The following is a 13,654-nucleotide window of genomic DNA, read 5'->3' as shown; positions in this document are numbered from 1 at the left end:
TCAGTTCGCCTGACATCCCCAAAAATAGGATTTTGCCTGGTTTTCAAAAGTATTTTTTGTGCAAATCACTATTTTAGCGGCAACCGGTAACGAAATTACCCCCTTGCAGAATTATTGAGTATGACCAGAAAACTACATTTCCTGTCCCGTTTTTTTCTTTTGTCCCTGCTTGCGGGTACCTCCTTTTCCCTGCAGGCACAGCGGCTGAATAAAGCCCAGGCAGGAAAATTTGCCACCGAAGCCCTGCGCCGTCAGGCGGCACTTCAAAAACCGGCACTGGAAGCCATCTGGCAGCAAAAGCAAATCAGCTACGATAAATATACCATGAAGTTCGAGTATCGCATCCTTGGTGAAAAACCTGCCGGCGGACGTAGTCTGTACATTTCCATGCACGGCGGCGGAGGTACTGCCGCAGCGGTGAATGACCAGCAGTGGAAGAACCAAATCAGCCTTTATACGCCCAAAGAAGGCATTTATGTTGCACCCAGGGCTCCCACAAACAACTGGAACCTCTGGCACGAACCCCATATAGATACCCTGTTCGCGCAACTCATCAAAGCCGCCATCCTTTCTGAAGATGTCAACCCGGATAAGATTTACCTCACCGGGTATTCAGCCGGGGGAGACGGAACCTTTCAGATGGCCCCCCGGATGGCTGACCACTGGGCCGCGGCAGCGATGATGGCGGGACATCCCGGAGACGCAGAAGCCCTGAACCTGCGCAATCTGCCTTTTGCGATCTACATGTGCGGTAAGGATGCTGCCTATCAGCGCAATGAACTGGCGGCTGTGTGGGGCAAAAAACTGGATAGCCTGGAACAGGCAAATCCAGGCTGTTTTAAGCACGACCTGCATATTTATCCGGATATGCCGCACTGGATGAACAGAAAGGATACCGTCGCCATACCCTGGCTGGCGCAGTTCAGCAGAAAAGCGCTGCCTGAAACCGTATTCTGGGTTCAGGATGATGTGCACCGCGGCCGTTTTTACTGGTTGGGCGTGCCCTTGAATGAGCATGTTAAAACCGGAGCAAAAACAATAGTCGCTATTTCCGGCAATGACATCACCATCGTGCAGAACGAAAATCCCGTATTATTTATCTATCTCAACGACGGGATGCTGAATCTGGATAAAAAAGTTAGGGTAACGCAGAACGGCAAGGTACTGTTCAGCGGCAAAGTACACCGTAATGCGAAACTTATAGAATCCACAGCAGCGGATCTGGATCCCGGACATGTCTTCAGTGCAAGGCTTACTGTTACCGGCAAAACGGTCACATCGTCCCTGCCCGGGAATTGATAGGGCTATGTACCCTTCAGGTTCACTGCAGCTTCGGAACGAATCCGGCGCAGCTTCGGAAAAAAGAACCCGTTTTCCGAAGCTGATATGACTTTGCCGCAGATTTGCCCTGGTTTTGCCCTAAGCATTGACCGTGTAATACTTAAGCCAGATAATTTCATTAAGTTTGGTGATAACCCTAACCAAATGACACTGATTATTGTAACGGCTTCTATTTTGTGCCTGGTACTGCTCATCACCTGGTTACGCCTGAATCCCTTTATCGCGTTTCTGATCGTATCTATCGTCTGCGGACTATTGCTCGGTATTCCCGTAAAATCGGTGACAGGTTCGGTACAAAAAGGTATGGGTGACCTGATCGGAGGGCTTTTACCGGTGATCATCTTTGGTGCCATGCTAGGTAAACTGGTGGCCGAAAGTGGTGCCGCCCAAAAGATCGCTTCAGTAATGGTGTCCTTATTCGGAACAAAATATGTACAATGGGGCCTTGTATTTACAGGCTTTATCGTCGGTATTCCATTATTCTATAATGTAGCATTTGTTCTGGTCGTTCCTTTGATCTTTTCCGTTGTTTACAAATACAAACTGCCCGCAGTCTTTATTGGCCTGCCTATGTTGTCCGCTTTGTCGGTAACACATGGTTTTCTGCCACCTCACCCCGCCCCTTCTGCCCTGGTGCTGCAATTCAATGCCAATATGGGGCTTACCTTACTTTACGGGGTCAGCCTGGCCATCCCGGCCATCGTCCTGGCCGGTCCCGTCTATTCCCGCAGCCTCCGGCAAATTAACGCAATGCCGCTGAAAATTTTTCAGTCCGAAGAACTCCCGGAAGATAAACTGCCAGGTGCAGTTAACGCTTTCCTGTCTGCCTTGCTACCGGTAATTATGCTGAGTGCTACTGCGGTTTACAGTGCCTTTGTACCGGAAGGCATTTGGAAAGACATTACTGTCTTTCTCTCCGAACCAACTGTAGTGATGCTGATTACCTTACTGATCACCACCTGCACACTCGGTCTGCGGTCGGGGAGGGATATTAACCGGGTAATGGAGATTTATCTGGCTGCTGTTAAAGACATTGCTATGGTCGTGCTGATCATCGCCGGTTCCGGCGCATTAAAACAGGTGCTGACAGACAGCGGCGTAGGCCAGCAGATCGGCACAGCTTTAAACGGCCTGCAGATAGAACCTTTGGTACTCGGCTGGCTGATCGCTGCACTGATCAGGGTAAGCGTAGGTTCTGCTACAGTAGCCGGACTGACTGCGGCGGGGATTATTCTCCCTGTGATGCAGCAAACGCATACCAATCCAAACCTTATGGTCTTATCTATCGGTGCGGGCAGCCTGATGTTCTCTCATGTGAACGATCCGGGCTTCTGGATGTTTAAAGAATATTTCAACCTGACCATTAAACAGACCATACGCTCCTGGTCAATAATGGAAACAATCGTTGCAGTGACCGGCCTGATCGGAGTGCTGTTGCTCAATATGGTTGTATAAGATCAGCCTTATTCAATTTGCTGTTTTCAAGTAAATAGACCACGATCTGGTCTAAAGTATTATTACGGCAGGCCCTTGCTGCAGATTTAATGATTTCCCTGGTGGTGCCCAGCTTGGTCGCCCAGTAATCGATTTGTGCTTCTTCGGAAAAGTCCAGAACAACATCTTTAATGCTGATCTGATCGCTAGCTTTTTTCATGAACAATAAGAATACGTACGGTTGATAAACAACCTAACCGCAAAAAAGTTTGAACAGCATATCCATGCTGCAAATAAATTATTATTTGGATTTGATCTAAATTACATATTACTTTGCTGCATTATTTTTACACATTCTAAATAGCATTGCTTATATGAAATTTTTACGATTTTTTTTGCTTTTGGTTATGACGATGGGCTATGCCTATGGCCAGCAGGCTAAAACAACATCAGTCAGGGGCAAAGTTACGACCTCAGATGGCCACAATGCAGCTTCTGTATCAGTAAAGCTGGTTGGCAAAGCCCTTGGCGCTACAACCGACGAAAATGGAAACTATGAAATCACCAGGGTAAAGCCGGGACATTATACCATTCGCGTTTCAGCAGTTGGCCTCACCGCTCAGGAGAAACAGATTGATGTTGGGGATACAGATGTTACAGTAGCGGATTTTGTATTAAATGAGGATTTAAGCACCCTGGAAGAGGTGAATATTTCGACCAATACCAGAAGGTATAAGACGGATAAGCCTTCTGCTTCATTGAGATTAAACCAGCCCTTGCTGGAAGTTCCGCAAAATATTCAGGTAGTTACCGCCTCCGCTTTAGCGGATCAGCAAGTGATCAGCATGAGCGACGGCGTATTGAGAAACGTGAGTGGAGCTGTAAGGCTTGAACACTGGGGCGATCTTTATACCAACGTGCTGATGCGCGGGTCTCAGCTTCAGGCATTCCGCAATGGCTTCAACGTAGTAAGTTCTTTCTGGGGGCCGCTCACAGAAGACATGAGTATTGTCGATCACATAGAATTCGTAAAGGGTCCGGCTGGCTTTATGCTCGCCAATGGCGATCCTTCAGGTCTTTATAACGTCGTTACCAAAAAACCCACAGGACAGACACGCGGAGAGGTAAGCATGACCCTGGGCAGCTATGATCTGTACCGGACCTCCCTTGACCTTGACGGAAAGCTCAGCAAAGATGGTCGTCTGCTTTATCGCCTTAATGTAGCGGGCCAGAACAAAAAATCGCACCGGGCATATGAATACAACAACAGGTATACTTTCGCACCGGTGCTTTCTTATCAGATCGACGACCAGACCAGGTTAACTGCAGAATACACGCTGCAATACGCCAAAATGAGCGACGTTGGCTCCTATTACCAATTTTCTAATGAAGGGTATGGATCTTTGCCGGTAGATGCGACCAGCTTACAGCCGGGTCTGGATCCTACCAAAATTAAAGACCATTCCGCCTTCATCAACCTGGAACACAAGCTGGACGACAACTGGAAGCTCACTGCACAGGTTGCTTACCTGAAATACATCCAGAATGGCAGCAGCATGTGGCCTGCGGATGTAAATCCCGACGGCACAATGATCCGCAGCGTAGGCATCTGGGATGCCGACAGCGAAATGACACTTGGGCAAGCCTTTTTAAACGGCAATGTACAAACCGGGGCAATACAGCATCGCATACTCGCCGGCCTTGACGTTGGGACCAAGGACTATATGGCGGATTGGGGCCAAAGCCATGCGCTTGACCTGGCGGCAAGTCCGTTCGACCCTAAAAATCCTGCCTATGGATTCCCTTCTAACGGATTTCCAAGGTTTGACCGTACAGCCAGCCTCGGAGAACGTGCGCTTGCCGCAGGAGGCTACATCAATCAAAAATACAGAGGTATCTATGTACAGGACGAACTTGGTTTTTTGGAAAACCGGTTCAGGCTGACGTTGGCAGGGCGCTATTCCAAGGTCACCCAGTCTGAATGGGGCGGAGCACCGGTAAGTGCAGATCACTTTACGCCACGTATCGGATTGAGCGTCTCTCTGGATAAGCAAAGTACAGCTTACGCATTATATGACCAGGCGTTTATTCCCCAGGCCGGCAAATTGAGCAGTGGCGGAAAAGTAAGACCAATTACAGGCAACAACATTGAGCTGGGATTAAAACGGGACTGGCTTGACGGCAAATGGAACACCACACTCTCTGCCTATCGTATCATCAAGAAAAACGAGCTTACTGCCGATCCAAATGCTGCACCAAACTCGGGATTTAGCGTGGTAATCCCTGAAAAGATTGCCCAGGGCATTGAGTTTGATCTCAGGGGTGAGCTGGTCGACGGTTTCAACGTGACGGTAAATTATGCCTATACCGATGGAAAGTATACCGATGTCGCCGGAACCACATTTGTTCCGGATGGCCCCATTCCCGGTTTCGCAAAGCACACCTTCAACTCATGGTTAAGCTATAAGTTTCAGCAGGGGCCGGTGAAAGGCCTTGGTGCTTCGGCCGGAGCGAGCTACCTGGTAGACAGAGCGACGTCAACCTTTTTTCCTGAACACCCCGAAAGGAATATTCCGGACTACTTCCGGTTAGACGGCGGGTTATTTTATGAAAAGGGCAAAGTCAGGCTGACTGGCAACATCATTAACTTACTTAACCGTTATTTGTATAGTGGTGGTTATTATGAGGGTTATTTTGTTTCTTCACCAGCAGGTGTATACTCCTGGCAGACTGAAGCGCCCCGAAGCTTTAGGTTGAGCTTAAACTACAAATTTTAAACACTATAACACTGACGCTGAAGCAGGACCATTCCCGGTCCTGCTTTTTTTTTGAAATTTTCTGTAACCTTTCGGGTAGCGCGCTCATCTTATTGCTGAATAACCAAAACCACCTGATCATTTTAACACAGACCCAAGGGTATGCCGGCAGGCGTACGGGCCAGACTATGCCTTATGAAATACCTGAAAACAACCATCCTCTTGATAACTGCAGCTTTTTTTCTAAGCAGTGCAAGGGCACAGACCGTCAGCGATACCGGTAAGCCTGTAACGGGAGACGCGGAACTTTCAGGAAAGGTTCTTGACGAACAGCAAAAAGATTTTCCCTTTTCTACAGTCAGCCTGCTTTCCGTAAAAGACTCTGCCCTGGTCAAAGGAACCCTGAGTGCTGAGAATGGAAGTTTTACCTTTAGCGGCCTGAAACCTGGCAGCTACCTGGTCTCGGTGTATGTGGTCGGATATAAAAAGTTGCTGAAAGGCCCCTTTACATTGACAGCCGGCAATAAAAAGCACATCGGAACCTTGCAAATGCTGGTCGAGGCACAACAACTTAAGGGTGTTGAGGTTGTAAAAAAGAAACCGCTTATAGAACGTCAGATTGACAAAACCGTGGTTAACGTGGAAAAGAGTGCACTTGCTGCCGGAAATTCAGCGCTGGAAATACTTGCCCGGGCACCTGGAGTAACCGTAGATAAGGATGGCAAGATCAGCCTGAGGGGAAAACAGGGTGTAAACATTATGCTGGACGGTAAGCCAGCTTATCTGTCTGCTGAGCAACTGGCTAACCTGCTCCGCTCCACAGAGGGTAACGCGGTACAGAGTATCGAACTGATCACCAACCCTTCTGCCAAATATGATGCGGCGGGCAATTCGGGTATTATTAACATTAAACTGAAAAAAAACCGGAGTTATGGCACAAACGGTTCGGTATTGGCCGGGGGTGGCTACGGAGCGTACTATAAATTTAACGGGGGACTGAGCCTGAACCACCGGCAAAAAAAGTTCAATGTATTCGGCAATCTCGACTATGGTGAAAACAAGCGCTTCGGAGGTACCGATATTGAACGTGTGAACGGCACGGCAACTGATCCCACTTATTTCGACCAGACCAACTTTTCAAGAAGGATGCGAAAGAACGGCAATTACAAGGCCGGTATCGACTATTTCATCAGTGACAAACATACTTTGGGCTTCACGGCAAATGGATATAACAGCCATGGCCATACGGATTCAAAAGTCCTTACACTGATTGGGAGTGCCCCCGGAAGAAGAGATTCGTCCGTTGTCGCCAGTAATCCCAACGGCTACAGGTACACAGGCAATTCCTTCAACATGAATTATAAAGGCACCCTGGATACACTCGGTCAGGAGATCAGTGCAGATGCGGAATATGCTGATCATGTAGGCCGCGAGGACAACAATTTCAATAACCAGTATCTGGATGTAACCGGACAACAATTGAAACCGCCCTATCTGTTCAGGAACCTGGCAAAGACGACTACCAGAATACGGGCCGCGAAGATAGACTATGTCTATCCCCTGCAGAAAGACATGAAAATGGAGGCCGGGCTAAAAACCAGCTTTGTAAAAACGAATAATGATTTCTACTTCGAAAATTTCGACAATGGGAACTGGATAAATGACCTCAGGCGCAGCAACCAGTTCCTCTATGACGAAAGTATCAATGCGGCCTACATAAATGTCAATCGAAAATTTGGCAAAACTTCAGTCCAGCTGGGCCTTAGGGCAGAGCAAACGAATTCCAAAGGCAATTCAGTTACTGAGCAAAAGGTAGCAGACCGGCATTATCTCAATCTGTTTCCCAGCGTTTTTCTAAACCAGGAACTGGGCAAAAAGCACGAAATGGGCTTTTCTTACAGCAGGCGCGTCGACAGGCCCAATTATGAATCGTTAAATCCGTTTATCTATTACCTGGACCTGTACTCCTACAGGTTCGGCAACCCGTTCCTGAAACCTCAGTATACGAATTCCTTTGAGCTTTCCTATTCTTTTAAAAAAGAATTACATATGAGCGTGGGCTACAGCCATACCACAGATGTAATGTCTGATGTACTCCTTACAGACACGGCTACAAAAACCATCTTTATTTCTAACCAGAACCTGGCGACACAGGACAGCTACAACCTGAATGTAAACTACCCGCTTCAGATCACCAGTTGGTGGAATAGCTCCAACAACCTGAACACCTATTACAATAAATTCAGTACACCCGATCTGCTGGGTACACCCTACAAAAGCGGAAAACTGGCTGCCAGCTTTAATACGACACATACATTTACATTTAAACATGATCTCGGTGCCGAGCTTTCAGGCTGGTATAATTCCAGGCAGGTATATGGCACTTTACTGATCGACCCGCAATACAGTATAGACCTGGGACTGAGTAAAGGGTTAATGAACAAACAGCTGAACATAAAACTGGCGGCTAACGATATCTTTAAGCTGCAAAAATCCAGGATAAGGAGCGCCCTGCCTTCCCAGAACTACCTGATCAAGGAACGCTGGGAGAGCCGGGTTTTTCGCATGACACTGACCTACCGTTTCGGAAGTAACGAAATCAAGGCGGCCCGTGAGCGTTCCGGAAGTGCGGATGCAGAAGGAAGACGTGTCAAATCAGGCGGTTAACAATTAATTTCAAAAAAGATTTTGATACTCAAAAAAAGAAACTAGATTTGCAGTCCCAAAAGGGCGGTACGGTAGCTCAGTAGGTAGAGCAATGGACTGAAAATCCATGTGTCGCCGGTTCGATCCCGGCCCATACCACACTCAGATAAAAGGTCTTTTTCACTCGAAAAAGGCCTTTTTTGTTGGATTAAGGCATGTATTAAACCTCCTTCCATAAAGAGCTAAATCAGCCATTTCAAAAAAAGCACGTTTTTTTTGTTTAATTGAGCCAAAATGTTTTACAATGTTTTACAGTGACAAACATTGGCTCGAAACCGGTAAAAGTGGCAAGATTACGCGAAGTAGTTTTGGCCCATGAAAAGAAAGAAGATGGTACCTGGAACTTAAAAATCAGAGTAACCCACAAAAGACGGTCTCTGTAACTTGACTCAGTTCACTATGTCAGGAGGTAAAGTCTAAGACTAATTGTGCAAAACGCAATTCTGGTTGATCCCCAAGAGTGGCCTAAGCAGGTTGCTAAAACCGGCTCCCGAGGCTGCGAATTAATTTTCAGCGAACATCTTGTGCAGGAAAATGTTCTTGCGGATGGAACTGAGTATTGGTAAGTCCAGTGTACAACCCCTGGTCTCGCAGTGATCATGGTTTTTCTCATCAATTTTGATCTCTCCGGCAAGCTTCCCTGATTCGTCATAGATTTCGTACCACTGGTTTCCGAGCGCTTTCAAGCGGAGATTTCGCTCTTTAATGTCGTCGCTTACGCTGATTTCAAATTCTTCCATTATTGTTTTTGATTTTTGATTTTGCTAATTATAGTTCGACTGGGATTTCCGGGCGGTCGAGGTTGTGCCGGTGTGCCAGATTTGGAGCAGGATCATGTCTGTGAATTTTGAAGCCCTTGCCGCCCAGGGTAATTTGCCTTGCAAGATGTTGCTGTCTTTCTTTCTGCCTGATCCAGACTTTGATGCCTTCGTAAATGGCGATGCCGATGATCGCGTCTTTGATAAATCCCATTTCCTTATTTTAGGTACTTAACAGCTGATTGGCCGGACTGGTTTGGGACTTGAGGTTTTTGGGGTTAGCGCTGACTTCGGTAGTGCTAAGCCTGGTTGCGAAATTATGACATTTTTAGGCTGAAAATTTTTCATTGTTTCTGCAATTTTTTCAGCGTTTGAATGGCAAAGATAGGTATTTTGGGTAGTGGCATTTTGCTTGTAGTAATGCTTTCGAACACGTGGTTCAGCGTTTAATTAATTGTAAGTTTTAATCATAAAATCAAATTAAGGAGGATAAAACTATGACACTGGTTAAATTTAATTCCGACGCTAAAAAAAACGTAGCTGTACCAAGCTTTAACAACGTTTTTGATTCTATTTTCAACGACACCTTTTTCTCAGACCGTATGATGACCCGCGTTCCTGCGGCGAACATCAGCGAAACTCAGGACCTTTATCACGTGGAGCTAGCTGCACCAGGCTTGAAAAAAGAAGACTTCAAGTTGAAACTGGAAAGGGATACCCTGAGCATTTCTGTAGAGCAGGTGAATCATCAGGAGCAGGATGAACGCAGCTATGCGAAGCGTGAGTTCAGCTACAGTTCATTTGTGAGGGCATTCACTTTGCCTGAAAGCGCCAACACTGAAGGTATTGAGGCGAAGTACCTTGATGGGATTTTGTGCATCGATATTCCTAAACGCGAGGAAGCTAAAATGGTGACCCGCCAGATTGAGATCAAATAATTTTTTGGTTTTTCCTATTTGATTGGGGCTGCTCTTTTGGAGCGGCCCTTTTGTATATTTTGTCAGTCAAACTATGGAAGTCAGGTATGTGAAAGGACATAATACCTCGTCTTTGAGCAGAATGGATATACCACAGAGATCGGCTTGGCCAACCGTGCTGGTTTAGGAACAACTTGAAATTTTGTAAACCTTTGGGATCGTGATATGTTGTATAGACACATCAACCTAAATTCAAAGATTATGCCTAGAGGAACAAAAGTGGAAAGGAATTCGGTATCGAATCAGCCACATGAGATCAATTATGAAGCTGGAAAAATGGGTGTTAAAGCATCTGATATTAAGAATGTGAAAAAAGATGGTTCAAACCAGCGCAAGGACATTGAAAAGAAAATGAAATAAGAAAGGCCCCGGTTACGGGGGTTTGTTGTTTTAAGGGCGATACCTCCGCAATCAATAATTCTTGAATTAAATGCTACCATAACGATGTTAACTACTATTGAAAACCTGCCCGATCATGTATTGGGCGTTCGTGCAACTGGAGAAGTGGATAAGGACGATTTGGACAATGTGCTACTTCCCGGACTGAAAGCTTTGGCTGATCAGTACGGGGAAATTTATTACCTATTGGTACTGGAAACTCCAGTAGAGAATTTTACTGCGGGAGCCTGGTGGAAGGATTTAGTGGCGGGGGTCAGGCACTTGACGCATTGGAAGAAGATGGCCATTGTCACGGATCAGAAAGCGGTCGAGAAATTCACGGATTTGTTTAGTTACGTAAGCCCCGGTGAGGCGAAAGGTTTTGAACTGGCGGAACTGGATGAGGCGATCAGTTGGGTGAGTAATAAAACCGATTAGTATGAATCGCTTGCGGTCATCATTGTGCAGGACGTGCCCTTGCGCTCAAAAGCCCCATAAATGATCACAGGGTATTTGCTGTTGGGGATAGTCCCGTCATCGGTCAGGTTAAGAATTTCAAATTGAGGTTCCATATGCTGTTTTAAAAACAATAGTGCAGGAAGATAGTCGAAGATTTCAGCAGAAAATATCAAAACTAACATGCCTTTACTCCTGACCAGCTCGCCCTAATTCAAAAAGGGCGAACTAATGCTGCAGAGTTTTGTTATCAATCACAACTAAATCCCATTGACCATGAAAGATCCCAACGAAAAAAGCGAGGCAAATCCTGATACAAACCATCCTGAGCGAGCATCAGAAAAAGAAAACAGCGGCTGGGACCAGCACCAGCAAATAGATGAAGAAGGTAACGAAGTTGCCCCTGATGATGTCAAATAACAACAACACCTATCATGATGAAAACGATACTGATGGTACTGACATCGCACAGTTCGATGGAAAATACCGATAGCAAGACCGGAGTATGGCTTGGCGAGTTTACCGATCCCTATTACAAATTTATCGATGCAGGCTACCAGGTCAGCCTTTGTAGTCCTAAAGGCGGCAGGCCACCGGTAGACCCCATGAGTGAGCTCACCGAGCACATTACCGGAGCTAACCGCAGATTCCAGGATGATGAAGCCGCGAAACACGACTTCAGTCACACCACCCCGCTAAATCAGATCAAATCATCCGACTATGACGCGGTATTTTACCCGGGCGGGCATGGGCCAATCTGGGATCTTGCAACAGACAATAACAGCGGCATGCTGATTCACGAATTCCTGGATGCAGGGAAGCCGGTAGCAGCAGTTTGTCACGGACCGGCCGCACTCATCAGCGCAGAAAATCAAAGGCCCGGATTTCTAAAAGAAAAAGTGATCTCCGCCTTCAGCAACACTGAAGAAACTTTGGTAGCGCGCAGCAGCAATGTGCCCTACATGCTTCAAAGCAAACTTGAACAATTCGGTGCCCAGGTAAAAACCGCATTAATGCCCTTCCTGTCGCACGTAGAACGGGACGGCCTGCTGATCACCGGACAGAATCCTTTATCAGCAGGACCCGCAGCAGAGGCCCTGATTGAGATGCTGGAATCACTTGCCGCGGTACGATCTAATGAATCCAAAACAGAAGAACAGCAATGGCAAGAGCGGGCCGACAAATACATGGAAACAAAACCGGATAGCACAGTCTGCCCTGATTAAAAGCAAAACCCAGTTAACCATAAGTTAACTGGGCCTTAATTTTTTTATAGATGCAAAATATGCCTGCTTTCGTCAGGTATACCTGCTTAACGATCTTATTTTTTTGCGTTCAGGGTCAGACCGATCTCCACATCTTTTGAAATGATCCAGTTCTCAGGGCTACCCTCAGTTTTATAGTTGATTTTCCAAGCCGTTCTATCGATAACAAATTTAGCTAAAGCAGTCACCTCCGACGAGGAAACCGTAACCTTTGCAGGGAAAGTAATATTAAGTGTACTGTCCTTAAGCGTAAGATTACCACTGATCAGATAATTAGGATCAGCTAATAAAGTAGATTCTTCACCTTTTACAAAAGGTGCAACCTTCGTGATGACGAATTTCGCAACAGGGGCTTTGGCAACATCAAAAAAGTCGGCACTTTTCAGGTGGCCTTCCAGGTCAGAAGCTTTTTTATCTTTCTCAGTAACAGATGCCGGATCGACATGAAGAGAATTCATATCAATTGTAAACTCACCACCACTCAGGGAATCATTATTAACAAAAACTTTACCGGTAGTAACACTGATTTTACCCCAACGAGGGGCAAGTCCGCCCTTGTGCGTAGCCTTCCAGGACACCGATGTTGCCGCTGTGTCAATCGCTAAAGAATCACCGGTCTGGACCGCAGCAACCTGCTCTTCTGCAGTTTTTGCATTATTAGTTGAAGAACCTCCACAAGAGGCGAGTAAAAAAAGCGCCGGAAGCGCAAAGATTAATTTTTTCATGTTTTTAATTTTTTAAGTTTATTGCATGATAGCAAGCTATAAAATTTACCAAAAGTAGATATAGAATCAATAACAGGTCTTGATGTATGTTAATTAATGTAATTAAATTAGAATAGAATCATTCTGAATTGCCATTTTACATACAATAATCCATTTCTGGTCTGTATCTTATCCTATATTTTCCGGTATGCGCCACAAAAAGACCTTTACCTTAACCATCATGATCGCTACGGTAGCCATCATGAGTAGTTTTATGTCAAAGCAGGAACCTAAGCCAAAATATACCAATCTGAAGGTCCTCCCAAAGAACATCAGCAAAGAAGAACTGGACAATGTCATGGATGGTTTTAAAGCAGCACTTGGTGTAAAGTGTAATTTCTGCCATGCGCCAAGAAAAGACGACGCCAAAAAGCTGGATTTCGCGAGTGACGAAAAGCAGCACAAGCTGATCGCGAGGGAAATGATGAAAATGACAGCTAAAATAAATAAGAAGTATTTTCACAGAAAAGACAAGGAAGGCAAGATGACGAACATTAGCTGCATGAGCTGTCATAACGGCAAGGAAGAACCCCAGACCATCAAGTTATAGCCGACGATACCGATGAGTGCATATCAACAGGAATGGAAGGTCCTGATGCAAAAGCATGAGGATTTTAAAGACTGGAAGATCAGGGCGAGCGGTGGAGATCTACTGGTACGTGTACCTCCTGATACCGATATGGATGTATTAAGGATGCAATTTGCAGATACCATCGCCCCTATAGCGCCGCTGATAAAATCACCGAAAACCACCTTGAAATTCTTTGTCGGACAGTCGGAAGAAACCGATTTCGTATTTACACTCAACTAAACCCGCTG

The 13,654-nt window shown here is 46.0% G+C and carries 16 protein-coding genes and 1 tRNA gene; 12 read left to right on the top strand and 5 right to left on the bottom strand.

What is annotated here, in order from left to right:
• Positions 1-120 precede the first annotated feature (120 nt).
• Together P2W84_RS09670 and P2W84_RS09665 are read left to right on the top strand one after the other, a co-directional pair.
• The gene (locus tag P2W84_RS09670; protein ID WP_276089912.1) at positions 121-1,299 is read left to right on the top strand and encodes a hypothetical protein; all 1,179 of its coding nucleotides are present in this window, start codon (positions 121-123) and stop codon (positions 1,297-1,299) included.
• A gap of 186 nt (positions 1,300-1,485) precedes the next feature.
• A complete protein-coding gene (locus P2W84_RS09665; RefSeq protein ID WP_276089911.1) occupies positions 1,486-2,796 on the top strand; it encodes a gluconate:H+ symporter in 1,311 nt (436 codons plus the stop codon).
• Here P2W84_RS09665 and P2W84_RS09660 read toward each other — a convergent pair.
• Positions 2,780-2,995, bottom strand: coding sequence for a hypothetical protein (locus tag P2W84_RS09660; RefSeq protein WP_276089910.1), 216 nt, complete (start codon positions 2,993-2,995; stop codon positions 2,780-2,782). The two genes, P2W84_RS09665 and P2W84_RS09660, sit on opposite strands and share 17 nt — an antisense overlap.
• Before the next feature lie 154 nt (positions 2,996-3,149).
• Here P2W84_RS09660 and P2W84_RS09655 point away from each other — a divergent pair, with 154 nt between their 5' ends.
• The 3 genes from P2W84_RS09655 (at position 3,150) to P2W84_RS09645 (ending at position 8,336) form a co-directional block, all read left to right on the top strand.
• Positions 3,150-5,552, top strand: coding sequence for a TonB-dependent siderophore receptor (locus P2W84_RS09655; protein ID WP_276089909.1), 2,403 nt, complete (start codon positions 3,150-3,152; stop codon positions 5,550-5,552).
• Between the two features lie 174 nt (positions 5,553-5,726).
• On the top strand, positions 5,727-8,198 hold the full coding sequence (locus tag P2W84_RS09650; protein ID WP_276089908.1) for an outer membrane beta-barrel protein: 2,472 nt from the start codon (positions 5,727-5,729) through the stop codon (positions 8,196-8,198).
• A 65-nt stretch (positions 8,199-8,263) separates the two neighbouring features.
• A tRNA-Phe gene (locus P2W84_RS09645) sits at positions 8,264-8,336 on the top strand.
• 404 nt (positions 8,337-8,740) lie between these two features.
• Here the strand turns inward: P2W84_RS09645 and P2W84_RS09640 are convergent.
• On the bottom strand, positions 8,741-8,977 hold the full coding sequence (locus P2W84_RS09640; RefSeq protein WP_276089907.1) for a hypothetical protein: 237 nt from the start codon (positions 8,975-8,977) through the stop codon (positions 8,741-8,743).
• Positions 8,978-9,005: 28 nt separating this feature from the next.
• On the bottom strand, positions 9,006-9,209 hold the full coding sequence (locus tag P2W84_RS09635) for a hypothetical protein (protein WP_276089906.1): 204 nt from the start codon (positions 9,207-9,209) through the stop codon (positions 9,006-9,008).
• A gap of 283 nt (positions 9,210-9,492) precedes the next feature.
• On the opposite strand from P2W84_RS09635, the gene P2W84_RS09630 reads away from it, so the two are divergent.
• The 3 genes from P2W84_RS09630 to P2W84_RS09620 all read left to right on the top strand — a co-directional run bounded on the left by P2W84_RS09630 (position 9,493) and on the right by P2W84_RS09620 (position 10,788).
• On the top strand, positions 9,493-9,933 hold the full coding sequence (locus P2W84_RS09630; protein ID WP_276089905.1) for an Hsp20/alpha crystallin family protein: 441 nt from the start codon (positions 9,493-9,495) through the stop codon (positions 9,931-9,933).
• 240 nt (positions 9,934-10,173) lie between these two features.
• On the top strand, positions 10,174-10,332 hold the full coding sequence (locus tag P2W84_RS09625; protein ID WP_276089904.1) for a hypothetical protein: 159 nt from the start codon (positions 10,174-10,176) through the stop codon (positions 10,330-10,332).
• Positions 10,333-10,416: 84 nt separating this feature from the next.
• Positions 10,417-10,788, top strand: a complete 372-nt coding sequence (locus tag P2W84_RS09620; protein WP_276089903.1) for an STAS/SEC14 domain-containing protein — start codon at positions 10,417-10,419, stop codon at positions 10,786-10,788.
• On the opposite strand, the gene P2W84_RS09615 is transcribed toward P2W84_RS09620, so the two are convergent.
• The gene (locus P2W84_RS09615; protein WP_276089902.1) at positions 10,785-10,922 is read right to left on the bottom strand and encodes a hypothetical protein; all 138 of its coding nucleotides are present in this window, start codon (positions 10,920-10,922) and stop codon (positions 10,785-10,787) included. The genes P2W84_RS09620 and P2W84_RS09615 overlap by 4 nt on opposite strands.
• Before the next feature lie 160 nt (positions 10,923-11,082).
• On the opposite strand from P2W84_RS09615, the gene P2W84_RS09610 reads away from it, so the two are divergent.
• Positions 11,083-11,226, top strand: a complete 144-nt coding sequence (locus P2W84_RS09610) for a hypothetical protein (RefSeq protein WP_276089901.1) — start codon at positions 11,083-11,085, stop codon at positions 11,224-11,226.
• A 14-nt stretch (positions 11,227-11,240) separates the two neighbouring features.
• Positions 11,241-12,032, top strand: coding sequence for a type 1 glutamine amidotransferase domain-containing protein (locus P2W84_RS09605; protein ID WP_276089900.1), 792 nt, complete (start codon positions 11,241-11,243; stop codon positions 12,030-12,032).
• Positions 12,033-12,127: 95 nt separating this feature from the next.
• Here P2W84_RS09605 and P2W84_RS09600 read toward each other — a convergent pair whose 3' ends face one another.
• Positions 12,128-12,796 carry a YceI family protein gene (locus P2W84_RS09600; RefSeq protein WP_276089899.1) on the bottom strand — a complete coding sequence of 223 codons (669 nt, stop codon included), beginning with the start codon at positions 12,794-12,796 and terminating at the stop codon, positions 12,128-12,130.
• A 187-nt stretch (positions 12,797-12,983) separates the two neighbouring features.
• Between P2W84_RS09600 and P2W84_RS09595 the strand changes: the two genes are divergently transcribed.
• Together P2W84_RS09595 and P2W84_RS09590 are read left to right on the top strand one after the other, a co-directional pair.
• Entirely contained in the window at positions 12,984-13,385 is a 402-nt protein-coding gene (locus P2W84_RS09595) for a c-type cytochrome (RefSeq protein ID WP_276089898.1), read from the top strand.
• A 12-nt stretch (positions 13,386-13,397) separates the two neighbouring features.
• Entirely contained in the window at positions 13,398-13,646 is a 249-nt protein-coding gene (locus P2W84_RS09590) for a hypothetical protein (protein WP_276089897.1), read from the top strand.
• Positions 13,647-13,654 lie beyond the last annotated feature (8 nt).

The sequence above is a fragment of the Pedobacter sp. JY14-1 genome, from assembly GCF_029269825.1.
Taxonomy (GTDB): domain Bacteria; phylum Bacteroidota; class Bacteroidia; order Sphingobacteriales; family Sphingobacteriaceae; genus Pedobacter.
The sequence above is the reverse complement of the archived record's forward strand: the minus strand, read 5'-3'. Positions and strand labels throughout refer to the sequence as shown.

What these genes read in the sequence shown, in the direction of transcription:
- P2W84_RS09620 (WP_276089903.1), top strand. Translation starts at nt 10,417, where the DNA reads ATGTTAACTACTATTGAAAACCTGCCCGATCATGTATTGGGCGTTCGT.
- P2W84_RS09650 (WP_276089908.1), top strand. Translation starts at nt 5,727, where the DNA reads ATGAAATACCTGAAAACAACCATCCTCTTGATAACTGCAGCTTTTTTT.
- P2W84_RS09600 (WP_276089899.1), bottom strand. Translation starts at nt 12,796, where the DNA reads ATGAAAAAATTAATCTTTGCGCTTCCGGCGCTTTTTTTACTCGCCTCT.
- P2W84_RS09610 (WP_276089901.1), top strand. Translation starts at nt 11,083, where the DNA reads ATGAAAGATCCCAACGAAAAAAGCGAGGCAAATCCTGATACAAACCAT.
- P2W84_RS09635 (WP_276089906.1), bottom strand. Translation starts at nt 9,209, where the DNA reads ATGGGATTTATCAAAGACGCGATCATCGGCATCGCCATTTACGAAGGC.
- P2W84_RS09615 (WP_276089902.1), bottom strand. Translation starts at nt 10,922, where the DNA reads ATGGAACCTCAATTTGAAATTCTTAACCTGACCGATGACGGGACTATC.
- P2W84_RS09605 (WP_276089900.1), top strand. Translation starts at nt 11,241, where the DNA reads ATGATGAAAACGATACTGATGGTACTGACATCGCACAGTTCGATGGAA.
- P2W84_RS09655 (WP_276089909.1), top strand. Translation starts at nt 3,150, where the DNA reads ATGAAATTTTTACGATTTTTTTTGCTTTTGGTTATGACGATGGGCTAT.
- P2W84_RS09660 (WP_276089910.1), bottom strand. Translation starts at nt 2,995, where the DNA reads ATGAAAAAAGCTAGCGATCAGATCAGCATTAAAGATGTTGTTCTGGAC.
- P2W84_RS09665 (WP_276089911.1), top strand. Translation starts at nt 1,486, where the DNA reads ATGACACTGATTATTGTAACGGCTTCTATTTTGTGCCTGGTACTGCTC.
- P2W84_RS09590 (WP_276089897.1), top strand. Translation starts at nt 13,398, where the DNA reads ATGAGTGCATATCAACAGGAATGGAAGGTCCTGATGCAAAAGCATGAG.
- P2W84_RS09670 (WP_276089912.1), top strand. Translation starts at nt 121, where the DNA reads ATGACCAGAAAACTACATTTCCTGTCCCGTTTTTTTCTTTTGTCCCTG.
- P2W84_RS09595 (WP_276089898.1), top strand. Translation starts at nt 12,984, where the DNA reads ATGCGCCACAAAAAGACCTTTACCTTAACCATCATGATCGCTACGGTA.
- P2W84_RS09625 (WP_276089904.1), top strand. Translation starts at nt 10,174, where the DNA reads ATGCCTAGAGGAACAAAAGTGGAAAGGAATTCGGTATCGAATCAGCCA.
- P2W84_RS09630 (WP_276089905.1), top strand. Translation starts at nt 9,493, where the DNA reads ATGACACTGGTTAAATTTAATTCCGACGCTAAAAAAAACGTAGCTGTA.
- P2W84_RS09640 (WP_276089907.1), bottom strand. Translation starts at nt 8,977, where the DNA reads ATGGAAGAATTTGAAATCAGCGTAAGCGACGACATTAAAGAGCGAAAT.